Source organism: Lysinibacillus sphaericus, from assembly GCF_001629735.1.
GTDB classification, from domain to species: Bacteria; Bacillota; Bacilli; order Bacillales_A; family Planococcaceae; genus Lysinibacillus; species Lysinibacillus pinottii.
Window position 1 is genome coordinate 340,617 of record NZ_CP015224.1, and the last position, 11,621, is coordinate 352,237.

The 11,621-nt window shown below is 38.1% G+C and carries 12 protein-coding genes; all 12 read left to right on the top strand.

Translation table 11 applies throughout. From position 1 onward, the window contains the following. Positions 1 to 316: 316 nt before the first annotated feature. The 12 genes from rimP (at position 317) to pnp (ending at position 11,561) form a co-directional block, all read left to right on the top strand. The gene (gene rimP, locus A2J09_RS01585; protein ID WP_012293301.1) at positions 317 to 787 is read left to right on the top strand and encodes a ribosome maturation factor RimP; all 471 of its coding nucleotides are present in this window, start codon (positions 317 to 319) and stop codon (positions 785 to 787) included. Positions 788 to 817: 30 nt separating this feature from the next. Beyond that, positions 818 to 1,957: a transcription termination factor NusA gene (gene nusA, locus A2J09_RS01590; RefSeq protein WP_012293302.1), complete on the top strand. Its 1,140-nt coding sequence runs from the start codon at positions 818 to 820 to the stop codon at positions 1,955 to 1,957. Positions 1,958 to 2,093: 136 nt separating this feature from the next. Continuing rightward, positions 2,094 to 2,372, top strand: coding sequence for an RNase P modulator RnpM (gene rnpM, locus A2J09_RS01595; RefSeq protein ID WP_012293303.1), 279 nt, complete (start codon positions 2,094 to 2,096; stop codon positions 2,370 to 2,372). Then, positions 2,369 to 2,677 (top strand): YlxQ family RNA-binding protein, encoded by a 309-nt coding sequence (locus A2J09_RS01600; protein WP_008178997.1) that lies wholly within the window; start codon positions 2,369 to 2,371, stop codon positions 2,675 to 2,677. The genes rnpM and A2J09_RS01600 overlap by 4 nt, the downstream gene beginning before the upstream one ends. A gap of 14 nt (positions 2,678 to 2,691) precedes the next feature. Continuing rightward, entirely contained in the window at positions 2,692 to 4,968 is a 2,277-nt protein-coding gene (infB, locus tag A2J09_RS01605; protein WP_012293304.1) for a translation initiation factor IF-2, read from the top strand. Beyond that, entirely contained in the window at positions 4,968 to 5,246 is a 279-nt protein-coding gene (locus A2J09_RS01610; RefSeq protein WP_008178987.1) for a DUF503 domain-containing protein, read from the top strand. The genes infB and A2J09_RS01610 overlap by 1 nt, the downstream gene beginning before the upstream one ends. 72 nt (positions 5,247 to 5,318) lie before the next feature. Next, a complete protein-coding gene (gene rbfA / locus A2J09_RS01615) occupies positions 5,319 to 5,660 on the top strand; it encodes a 30S ribosome-binding factor RbfA (RefSeq protein WP_012293305.1) in 342 nt (113 codons plus the stop codon). A gap of 125 nt (positions 5,661 to 5,785) precedes the next feature. Then, on the top strand, positions 5,786 to 6,697 hold the full coding sequence (truB, locus tag A2J09_RS01620) for a tRNA pseudouridine(55) synthase TruB (protein ID WP_012293306.1): 912 nt from the start codon (positions 5,786 to 5,788) through the stop codon (positions 6,695 to 6,697). 12 nt (positions 6,698 to 6,709) lie between these two features. After that, positions 6,710 to 7,660 (top strand): riboflavin biosynthesis protein RibF, encoded by a 951-nt coding sequence (gene ribF / locus A2J09_RS01625; protein ID WP_012293307.1) that lies wholly within the window; start codon positions 6,710 to 6,712, stop codon positions 7,658 to 7,660. 153 nt (positions 7,661 to 7,813) lie between these two features. Then, on the top strand, positions 7,814 to 8,083 hold the full coding sequence (gene rpsO / locus A2J09_RS01630; protein ID WP_008178982.1) for a 30S ribosomal protein S15: 270 nt from the start codon (positions 7,814 to 7,816) through the stop codon (positions 8,081 to 8,083). A gap of 391 nt (positions 8,084 to 8,474) precedes the next feature. Further along, positions 8,475 to 8,999 carry a DoxX family protein gene (locus A2J09_RS01635; RefSeq protein ID WP_031419005.1) on the top strand — a complete coding sequence of 175 codons (525 nt, stop codon included), beginning with the start codon at positions 8,475 to 8,477 and terminating at the stop codon, positions 8,997 to 8,999. 447 nt (positions 9,000 to 9,446) lie between these two features. Continuing rightward, positions 9,447 to 11,561: a polyribonucleotide nucleotidyltransferase gene (gene pnp, locus A2J09_RS01640; protein ID WP_012293310.1), complete on the top strand. Its 2,115-nt coding sequence runs from the start codon at positions 9,447 to 9,449 to the stop codon at positions 11,559 to 11,561. Positions 11,562 to 11,621: the final 60 nt, after the last annotated feature.

Sequence of the window (11,621 nt, forward strand, 5' to 3'; positions counted from 1 at the left end):
AAAGTTTGATCTGTAAAATCTAGTCATTTCAAAATCCTGTCACAATATGGTTATCTTTCATGAAGGAAATTTGCATTATACCAAGAACTATGCTATTCTAATGGTAATAATTTGTTGATATTTTTCCAGCAAAAGAGTGGGGCTTACCCGCTCTTTTCTGTTGTTATACCGTAGCAAAACAAATTTTGACTAACAGCAGGTAAGACCGTAAAATTTCACCAAAGCAACTGGTGGAATTTCTGTTTTATTATGGTTCATTACACCACCAATACTGTAATGAATGATTGACACGCTAGAATAGATACAGGAGGAAATAATGAGCAAAGTACCATCTTTAATTGAAGAGCTCGCTAAACCAATAGTAGATGAGTTAAATCTGGAGTTAGTGGATATTGAGTTCGTAAAAGAAGGACGTAACTGGTTTTTACGCGTCTATGTTGATACACCAGAAGGTGGCATCGACATTGACCAATGTGCTCAAGTAAGCGAACGACTAAGTTTGTTATTGGATGAAAAAGACCCAATTACACAAAACTATTATTTAGAAGTTTCATCACCTGGAGCGGAGCGTCCATTAAAAAAGGATGCTGATTTTGAAAAAGCAATTGGTAAGTTTATTTATGTAAAAACCTATAAGCCCATTAAGGACATGAAGGAATTCCAAGGCTACTTAACATCCTACGAGGAACATACATTAGTGATGGAAGTACGCATTAAAACGCGTAAAATTACAGTAACAATAGAACAAGAAAAAATCGCATTGGCACGACTAGCCATCGATTTTTAAGCATAATGCATATTTAGGAGTGAAAACAAAATGAGTAGTGATTTGTTAGATGCGCTGAATGCGCTAGAAGAACAAAAAGGAATTTCAAGAGATGTGTTGATTGAAGCAATTGAAGCGGCATTAGTTACAGCTTACAAACGCAACTTTAACCAAGCACAAAATGTTCGTGTGGACTTAAATTTAGATAAGGGCTCTATTCGTGTGTTTTCACGTAAAGATGTTGTGGAAGAAGTAGAGGACGATCGTCTACAAATTTCTTTAGAAGACGCAAAGGTTATTAACCCTGCTTATCAATTAGAAGATATCGTGGAACAAGAAGTAACGCCACGTAACTTCGGTCGTATTGCTGCACAAACAGCCAAACAGGTAGTAACACAACGTGTACGTGAAGCGGAACGTGGTTTAATCTACGAGCAATATGTCGATCGTGAAGATGATATCGTAACTGGTGTTGTGGAACGTTTAGATGCGCGAAATATTTATGTAGGTTTAGGAAAAGTTGAGGCTGCATTGCCAGTCAATGAACAAATCCAAGGCGAAACTTACCATCCACATGATCGCATTAAAGTGTATATTACAAAGGTTGAACGTACAACACGCGGTCCGCAAGTGATTGTATCTCGAACACATCCTGGCTTATTACGCCGATTATTTGAGATGGAAGTACCAGAAATTTATGAAGGAATTGTAGAGATTAAATCGATTGCTCGTGAAGCAGGAGATCGCTCAAAAATTTCTGTCTATGCACACAATGAAGAAGTAGATCCAGTAGGCTCTTGTGTGGGAGCTAAAGGTGCTCGTGTACAAACGATTGTTAACGAACTAAACGGTGAAAAAATCGATATCGTAGAATGGTCGGAAGATCCTGTTGTATTCGTTGCCAATGCGCTTAGTCCATCAAAAGTTTTAGATGTACAAGTAAACGAAGAAGAAAAATCTACAACGGTTGTTGTACCAGATTATCAATTATCACTAGCTATTGGTAAACGTGGACAAAATGCACGATTAGCTGCAAAGCTTACTGGCTGGAAAATTGATATTAAGAGTGAGACAGATGCACGTGAATTAGGTATCTATCCGTCTGCTACAAGCACTTTCGTACCTGCTGTGGATGAAGAAAGTGATTTTGAAGAAGTGGCAGTAGACTTATATCAGGACGACGAAGAATAAGTAAGAAAGCCCGTGTGACGAGTTAACTGACAGTATTCAGTGGGCCCCCTACGCCGACTGAATACTGTCAGAGCGTCAAGTAGAGCATGACTTGTCCACCTCTTACGACAAGCTTCAGAGAGGAATGGTGATTCTTATGGCTGTTAACAAAAAAGTACCTCTTCGTAAATGTGTAGCAACTGGAGAAATGCTACCTAAGAAAGAAATGATACGTGTTGTTCGTTCAAAAGAGGGCGAAGTAAGTGTAGATGTCTCCGGGAAAAAACCTGGGCGTGGTGCCTATGTCTCTAAATCAGAGAAGGCAATCGATATCGCTCGTAAGAAAAATGTATTGGGGCACCAACTTGAAGTGAAAATACCTGAAGAAATTTACGAGGAGCTTATTTTGCTAATTCGTAGGGAGTCAATTTTATGATCAATCAAGCAATATTTAATTTGCTTGGAATTGCGGCAAGAGCCCGTAAAGTGATTTCAGGAGAAGAGTTAGTAGTAAAGGAAGTCCGCAATGGCAATGCTAAGTTAGTACTGCTTGCAAACGATGCTTCTAAAAACTCAAGTAAGAAAATTCAAGATAAGTGCACGTACTACAACGTTGAGTATCATGTAATTGGAGATCGTTATGATCTAGGACATGCTACAGGTAAGGAGGCCCGAGTGGCTTTAGCGATTACCGATAAAGGTTTTGCAAGTAAATTGTCTAGTCTACTCAACGAAAAATAATCGGGGGTGAGCAGATGACCAAAATCAGAGTTCATGAATATGCGAAACAAGTGAATAAAACGAGTAAAGAGGTTATTGAAGCACTTAGTAAATTAAATGTGAGTGTAACTAATCATATGTCTATGTTAGAGAAAGACATCGTGTCAAAGTTAAACCAAACATTTAAAGCAACACCTGAGAAAAATGTAGGAAAACAAGCAACTCAAAACATTTCACAAAAATCTCAATCGAATGGCCAACAAAACCATTCGGTGAAAAAGCAAGAAGGTCAAAGGCAGCAATCTGCTACTTCTAAGCCTAAAGTAAATAATCAGCAACACTCAAATTCGTCTAACGAAAAATCTAAGAATACAAAAGGTAATCAAAATAGAAATATGACACAAAATAATAATAATAATAATAATAATAACAATAATAATCGTAGAGGTGGCGGTGGTTACAACCAACGTCCAAAACCAGGGATTCATGGAGGCAAACGTCGCCATCCAAAAACGCATCAACCATCAATACCAGTTAAACAAAAGGAACTTCCAGAAAAAATTACTTTTGTTGAATCATTATCAGTGGCAGAATTAGCAAAAAAATTACACCGTGAGCCATCAGAAATTATTAAAAAATTATTTATGCTTGGGGTAATGGCAACAATTAACCAAGAATTAGATAAGGATGCAATTGAATTAATTTGCGCAGACTATGGTGTAGAAGTGGAAGAGGAGATTCGTGTAGATATCACGGACTTAGAAACACACTTCGAGCAAACAGAAGAAGTAAATGAAGCTCAATTATCAGAACGTCCGCCAGTTGTAACAATCATGGGTCACGTTGACCACGGTAAAACAACATTATTAGATTCAATTCGTAATACTAAAGTAACTGCAGGTGAAGCTGGGGGCATTACGCAGCATATTGGTGCCTACCAAGTAACAGAAGGTGACAAGAAAATTACCTTCCTTGATACACCTGGACACGCTGCTTTCACAACAATGCGTGCACGTGGTGCAAAAGTAACAGATTTAACCATTTTAGTAGTAGCTGCTGATGATGGTGTAATGCCACAAACAGTAGAAGCAATCAATCACGCAAAAGCAGCGGAAGTACCAATCATTGTAGCTGTGAATAAAATGGATAAACCATCAGCCAATCCAGATCGTGTAATGCAAGAATTAACTGAACATGGCTTAGTTCCTGAAGCATGGGGCGGAGAAACAATTTTCGTACCAATTTCTGCATTAAAAGGTGAAGGCATTGACACATTACTAGAAATGATTTTACTTGTTGCCGAAGTAGGAGAATTGAAAGCAAACCCTGACCGTTTAGCACTTGGAACAGTAATTGAAGCTCAGCTAGACAAAGGACGCGGTTCAGTTGCTACGCTGTTAGTGCAAGATGGTACATTAAAAGTGGGTGACCCAATCGTTGTTGGTCATACATTTGGTCGAGTTCGTGCAATGGTGAACGACAAAGGCCGTCGTGTGAAAGAAGCTGGACCATCAACACCAGTAGAAATTACTGGTTTAAATGATGTACCTCAAGCAGGAGACCGTTTTGTTGTCTTTGAAGACGAAAAAACAGCTCGTCAAGTTGGGGAAACTCGTGCGATGTCAGCTATCCAAGCACAACGTTCTGAAAAACAACGTGTAACGCTTGATAACTTATTTGAGCAAATGAGCCAAGGCGAAATGAAAGAGCTGAACTTAATCGTTAAGGCAGACGTACAAGGTACTGTAGAAGCAATGGCTGCTTCATTAATGAAAATTGATGTAGAAGGCGTAAATGTGAAAATTATTCACACTGGTGCAGGTGCCATTACGGAATCTGATATTTCTCTAGCTGCTGCTTCCAATGCTATTGTTATTGGTTTCAATGTACGTCCAGATGTCAATGCAAAACGTGCTGCAGAAGAAGAAGGCGTAGATATTCGTTTACACCGTATCATTTACAAAGTAATTGAAGAAATTGAGCAAGCGATGAAAGGTATGCTTGATCCTGAATTTGAAGAAAAAATTATTGGGCAAGCAGAAGTTCGCCAAACAATTAAAGTATCAAAAGTTGGTACAATTGCTGGTTCGTATGTAACTGAAGGAAAAGTAACGCGTGATTCAGGCGTACGTGTAATCCGTGATAACGTAGTTATTTTTGAAGGTGAATTAGATACGCTTAAGCGCTTCAAAGACGAAGTAAAAGAAGTAGCAAGAGGATACGAATGTGGTATTACTATTACAAACTTCAACGATATTAAAGAAGGCGACATTATTGAAGCCTACATTATGGAAGAAGTTAAACGAGTATAATGATTGTATACGCAGAGGTTGAATTTATCATTCAAACTGCCCATTCGTTAAAAGAGAAACGTGCTGTCTTACAGCGTATGATTACCCGCACAAAGCAGAAATTTAATGTTTCTATTGCGGAAATTGACCATCAAAATGTATGGCAGCGCACAAAATTAGCACTTGTAGCTGTTTCATCATCGAAAGAAGCAGCTGAACGGGAAATTAATCACGCGCTCCATTATTTAGAGTCAAATCCATCATGGGAACAGCTTAATGTGTGGCGAGACTATTTATAAGGAATAGTAGGTAGTTGGGATACTATAGCATAAAAAGACCAACTATCTGTACTGAAATAGAGGTGACAAATTATGTCTCTACGTTCAAACCGTGTTGCTGAGCAAATGAAAAAAGAGCTTGGTGATATTCTTGGCCGTAAAATTAAAGATCCGCGTGTTGGTTTTGTTACTGTTACAGGTGTTGAGGTAACTGGTGATTTACAGCAAGCGACTATTTATATCACATCTTTAGGCAATGAACGTGAACGCGAGGAAACGCTTAAAGCTTTAGTAAAGGCTTCTGGTTTTATTCGATCAGAAATTGGTTCACGTATCCGTTTACGACGTACACCAGAGTTAATCTTTGAATTCGATTCATCGATTGAGTACGGAAATCGTATTGATACTTTGCTAAGAGATTTACACAAAGAATAAGCTAATAAAAGTCTGCCATTTGCATGTTCATGCAGGCAGGCTTTTTATCTTCATGAAGAAGTTTTTTGTCCTGGCAATTATGCTAGGTGCAATATTTATTTTAAAGGCAATTTGGGAGGATTTATATGAACGGTATTTTACCGCTTTGGAAAGAAAGAGGCATGACAAGCCACGATTGTGTCTTTAAACTACGCAAAATTTTACGTACAAAAAAGGTTGGACATACAGGGACATTGGATCCAGGCGTGGAGGGTGTACTACCAATTTGTATTGGCCAAGCCACTCGAATTGCAGAATATTTAACAGATGCAGGTAAAACCTATGAAGCTATTATATCCATTGGTCGTACAACGACAACGGAGGATGCAGAGGGCGAAACGGTTGCACAGGATCAGACTATTAAAAAGTTTTCTCGTGAGCAATTACAAGAGGTTTTAGCTTCATTAACAGGAATTATTGAACAAACTCCACCCATGTTTTCTGCTGTTAAGGTAAATGGTAAACGCCTCTATGAATATGCTCGAAAAGGTGAGACAGTTGAAAGACCGACTCGCCAAGTTACCATTTATGCTCTAGAACTTCTCGATGACAATGAATCCTACGAGGGACAGGAGATTACATTCCCTGTTCGTATCGCTTGTAGTAAAGGAACTTATATCCGTACATTAGCTGTCCAAATTGGGGAGGAACTTGGTTATCCAGCCCATATGAAAGAGCTCGTACGTACTGCTTCAGGTACCTTTACGCGCGATAACTGTTTTACGCTGGCACAGGTGGCTGAGCTCATGGATGAAGAGCAGGTGGCTACTTGTATTTTACCTGTCGAGTATGCATTAACAGACTATCCATATATTGAGATTACTTCTGCCAATGAAAAAGAAATTTTTAATGGACAAGTGCTTCCAGCAGATACATTGTTAAAGATACATGATAAAATTGTCTTTGGAATCAATGGAAAGGCAGTTGCGGTTTATCAAGCTCACCCTTCAAAGGCAGGCTTGATGAAACCACACAAGATGTTTCCGACGATAGAGTAGGAGGATTTTTCAATGGAGGTCATTCATTTAAAATACCCACATCAATTACAGCAAAGAGAAAGCATGCAGCCCTATTCATTAGCGCTTGGCTTTTTCGATGGTGTACATAGAGGGCATCAGGCAGTTATCAAGGCAGCAAAGGAAGAGGGAGAGAAGCGGCAAATTCCAAGCGCAGTAATGACATTTGACCCGCATCCATCATTAGTCCTTGGAGGGCGTAACGAAAAGGTTTTCTATATTACACTCTTACAGCAGAAATTGCAGCTTTTTGAGGAACAAGGCGTGGATACAGTGTTTGTTGTCCATTTCACATCTGATTTTGCTAAACTATCTCCAGCCGCATTTATTGATACATTTATTCGTGGATTAAATATACAACATGTGACAGCTGGCTTCGATTATTCATTTGGGGCATTTGGTAAAGGTACAATGGACGATATGCGTGCATTAAGCAATGGGGATTATGGTGTGACAATCGTTGAGAAGAAGACGGATGATGTGGAGAAAATCAGCTCAACCCGTATTCGTCAACTTTTACAAGAGGGTGATATGGAAGCAGCGAGAACATTATTAGGGCGTCCATTTGAAATAAACGGAATGGTTGTACATGGAGATAAACGTGGTCGAACAATTGGCTTCCCAACAGCAAATGTCCAAGCTTTAGAAGGAACTTTTATTCCTGCAAGTGGGGTCTATGCTGTCCGTCTGTTAGTCCAAAATGCTTGGTATGATGGTGTCTGTAATGTAGGCTACAAACCAACGTTTAAAGATCCGAACGATAAGCAATTGTCCATTGAGGTTCATATTTTAAATTTTGATAAGAATATTTATGGCGAAGAAGTACATGTAGCTTGGTATAAACGTATACGAAGCGAAAGAAAATTTGACGGTATTGATGCTTTAAAAACGCAAATTGAAAAAGATAAACAAGAAGCTATACAATATTTTAACGATTTACAATAGAGTCAACTGAGCTACGGTTTTTACTTGCTTGACTCAATCATTTATGGTAACATTCATAAGTGCATAATGCTCAACCTTAGCTCGGTATATCGAAGACTCCAACGTTTACTGTGCTAATGGGGATAAATAATTTTTCTTAGGAGGTCCATACAAATGGCTATTACAAAAGAACGTAAAAACGAAATTATCGCTGAGTACCGTACTCACGAAAGTGACACTGGTTCACCAGAAGTACAAGTTGCAGTATTAACAGCAGAAATCAATGCTCTAAATACTCACTTACGTACACACAAAAAAGATTTCCACTCTGAGCGTGGTCTTCTTAAAATGGTAGGTCGTCGTCGTCACTTATTAAAATATCTTCGTGAAACTGACGTACAACGTTACCGTGAACTAATCAACCGTTTAGGCTTACGTCGCTAATTACAGCGGACTGTAGACAAACTTATGTTTTGTCTACAGTCTTTTTTTTTGAATAAAAGGATGGTTTATTTCTCGTCTCTATTTATATTTTGTTCGATAATCAGCCATAACTTTTTTACGCTCCGGTGAACGAGCTAGAAAAAACATGTTCTAGTCAATAAAAGGATGATATATTCTAATCACATTTCGCAACCAAATTCAACTAGTTATATGGTAATCTACCTTTGTTGTCCATGCGACAAAAGAAATAGAGTTGAATCAATGAACTAATCAATAGTGGTTGTTTTTTATTTAGCAATGAATGGCCATTCATAACAGTCCACCATCTATAACAGCTTACTTCAGCTTGTGAAATGTAAAAACAAAATTTATGGTGAGAAGGTGCAGTTGAATGTTTAACAAAATATTAAGAGAGAATAATATTGTTGCAGGAATCTTGACCATTATTCGCATATATCTAGGTTGGCATTGGCTAACAGCCGGTTGGGGAAAATTGATGAATGGATTTGATGCATCCGGTTTTTTAGCAAATGCTATAGCAAATCCAGTAACGAGCGGTGAGGATTTAGCATATCCACTATACGTAAAGTTTATTGAATCATTTGCTTTACCCAATGCTGAAATTATTAATTTCCTTATTCCATGGGGAGAATTTTTAGTCGGCCTGGGATTAATACTAGGATGTTTAACAACATATGCTGCATTTTTTGGGATGGTTATGAACTTCGCATTTTTAATGGCAGGTACTATATCAAGTAACCCTTGGGATATTTTACTTGCTATCTTTATAGCAGCAGCAGGCTTCAATGCCGGTAAGTTTGGATTGGATCGTTTCGTCCTACCAGCTTTCAGCAATATGATCCAAAAAGTAAAAAACAAAGATAAAATAGGTCGACCGGTGTCTAAAACGACATAATTTACATAAAGAAGACGCGAAATGCCCCGTGAATGCTATTTTGACGGGGCATTTATTTTAAATTTCTTCTCTTGACACACTTAAACTTTACTACATACTTAACTTTCTTTATACTAGTAGGATGTATGACAAGTACCGTGTTATAATAAATCTATTGTGTATAGCCTGCACTTGAAATAATAATGTGAAGAAGCATTTATATCTATTTACATACATTACTTTTCGTCAGGAAGGAATCAATTTAAATTAATTCCATATAACAAAAGTATAAAAATGTTTTTTCAATAAAATATAGAAATAAATCTTAAATAAATTGGCAATAACTGAATTTAAATGTATGATTATTTCATGAAATATTTTTTAGCATAGAACAAGCATTTTTGGTACACTTACAATTAGTACATACAGACGAAGTAAGTGTTTTTATAATAGAGAGGGGTTCATTGAATGAACGAAAAGAAAGTCTATTCCTATGAATGGGCTGGCCGTCCACTTGTAATTGAAGTAGGACAGTTAGCAAAACAAGCAAACGGTGCTGTATTAGTACGCTATGGCGATACGTCAGTATTATCTACAGCCACAATGTCAAAATCACCTAAACCACTTGATTTCTTCCCATTAACAGTAAACTATGAAGAGCGTCTATATGCTGCAGGTAAAATTCCTGGCGGCTTTATTAAGCGTGAAGGGCGTCCATCTGAAAAAGCTATATTGGCGAGCCGTTTAATCGACCGTCCAATTCGTCCGATGTTCCCAGATGGTTTCCGTAACGAAGTTCAAGTAATCTCTATGGTTATGTCAAATGATTCTGACTGTACGTCTGAAATGGCAGCAATGGTTGGTTCTTCATTAGCATTAGCTATATCTGATATTCCTTTTGATGGACCAATCGCAGGTGTACAAGTTGGTTATATTGACGGGGAATTCATTGTCAATCCAACAGTGGAACAATCGAACCAATCGACAATTCATTTATCTGTAGCAGGGAACAAAGACGCTATCAACATGGTTGAAGCAGGCGCACTTGAAGTTCCTGAAGAGGTAATGTTAGAAGCGATTATGTTTGGGCATGAAGAAATTAAAAAAATCATCGCATTCCAAGAGCAAATTGTAGCTGAGGTAGGAAAAGAAAAGAAACCAGTTACATTATTTGAAATTGATGAAGCAATTCAAGCGGATATAAAAGCTGCTTGTGAGACTGATATGCATGATGCTATTCAAACGGCTGAGAAACATGCTCGTGATGAGGCAATTCAAGCTGTAAAAGATCGTATTATTGCTTCCTATGAAGAGCAAGAAGCCGATGATGACACGATGAAGCAGGTTTATACAATTCTTGATAAGATGGTAAAAGATGAAGTACGTCGTCAAATTACTGAAGATAAAATTCGTCCAGATGGTCGTAAGCTAGACGAGATTCGACCACTTTCTTCTGAAACAGGCTTATTACAGCGTACACACGGTTCAGGTCTATTTACACGTGGACAAACTCAAGCACTTTCTATCTGTACATTAGGTGCGCTTGGTGATGTGCAAATTATTGACGGTTTAGGCGTCGAAGAATCAAAACGCTTTATGCACCATTATAACTTCCCTCAATTCTCGGTTGGTGAAACAGGACCAATTCGTGGACCAGGTCGTCGTGAAATTGGTCATGGAGCTTTAGGGGAGCGTGCACTGGAAGCAGTCATTCCTGATGAATCAGTTTTCCCATATACAATTCGTTGTGTATCAGAAGTACTTGAATCAAATGGTTCAACCTCTCAGGCTTCTATTTGTGCATCCACGTTAGCTATGATGGATGCTGGTGTTCCATTAAAAGCACCAGTTGCAGGTATTGCAATGGGCCTTATTAAAAAAGGTGAACATTATTCTATTTTAACGGATATTCAAGGAATGGAAGATCATCTAGGTGATATGGACTTTAAAGTGGCTGGTACAGCTAAAGGTGTAACAGCTCTACAAATGGATATTAAAATCGATGGGTTATCTCGCAATATTTTAGAAGAAGCATTGACACAGGCTAAAGTAGGCCGTATGCATATTTTAGAATCAATGCTTGCAACACTTGCAGAGCCACGTAAACAATTATCTGAATTTGCACCTAAAATCGTAATTGTTAAAATCAATCCAGATAAAATTCGTGATGTTATTGGACCTGGCGGAAAACAAATTAATAAAATCATTGAAGAAACGGGCGTTAAGATTGATACAGAACAAGATGGTACAATCTATATTTCTTCAGCTAATGAAGAAATGAATGCACGTGCAAAACAAATTATTGAGGATATCGTACGAGAAGCTAAAGTAGGTGAATACTACTTATCGACAGTGAAGCGTATTGAAAAATTCGGCGCGTTTTGTGAAATCTTCCCAGGTAAAGATGGCTTGCTTCACATTTCTGAAATTCAAGAGGAACGCACTAAGCAAGTGGAAGACGTCTTAAAACTAGGCGATCAATTACTAGTAAAGGTAATTGAAATTGACAAACAAGGTCGTGTGAATTTATCTCGTAAAGTAGTACTACAAGAGGAAAAAGAACGCGCTGAACAACAAAAATAATAAAGATAAAAGGCTGCGTCTAATGCGCAGCCTTTTTAAATAGTTTATTCATAATAAAGA

Excerpts from the sequence above, each read along its gene's own strand:
- A2J09_RS01635 (WP_031419005.1), top strand. The coding sequence starts at position 8,475 with ATGTTTAACAAAATATTAAGAGAGAATAATATTGTTGCAGGAATCTTG.
- rnpM (WP_012293303.1), top strand. The coding sequence starts at position 2,094 with ATGGCTGTTAACAAAAAAGTACCTCTTCGTAAATGTGTAGCAACTGGA.
- truB (WP_012293306.1), top strand. The coding sequence starts at position 5,786 with ATGAACGGTATTTTACCGCTTTGGAAAGAAAGAGGCATGACAAGCCAC.
- ribF (WP_012293307.1), top strand. The coding sequence starts at position 6,710 with ATGGAGGTCATTCATTTAAAATACCCACATCAATTACAGCAAAGAGAA.
- nusA (WP_012293302.1), top strand. The coding sequence starts at position 818 with ATGAGTAGTGATTTGTTAGATGCGCTGAATGCGCTAGAAGAACAAAAA.
- rpsO (WP_008178982.1), top strand. The coding sequence starts at position 7,814 with ATGGCTATTACAAAAGAACGTAAAAACGAAATTATCGCTGAGTACCGT.
- pnp (WP_012293310.1), top strand. The coding sequence starts at position 9,447 with ATGAACGAAAAGAAAGTCTATTCCTATGAATGGGCTGGCCGTCCACTT.
- A2J09_RS01600 (WP_008178997.1), top strand. The coding sequence starts at position 2,369 with ATGATCAATCAAGCAATATTTAATTTGCTTGGAATTGCGGCAAGAGCC.
- A2J09_RS01610 (WP_008178987.1), top strand. The coding sequence starts at position 4,968 with ATGATTGTATACGCAGAGGTTGAATTTATCATTCAAACTGCCCATTCG.
- rimP (WP_012293301.1), top strand. The coding sequence starts at position 317 with ATGAGCAAAGTACCATCTTTAATTGAAGAGCTCGCTAAACCAATAGTA.
- infB (WP_012293304.1), top strand. The coding sequence starts at position 2,692 with ATGACCAAAATCAGAGTTCATGAATATGCGAAACAAGTGAATAAAACG.
- rbfA (WP_012293305.1), top strand. The coding sequence starts at position 5,319 with ATGTCTCTACGTTCAAACCGTGTTGCTGAGCAAATGAAAAAAGAGCTT.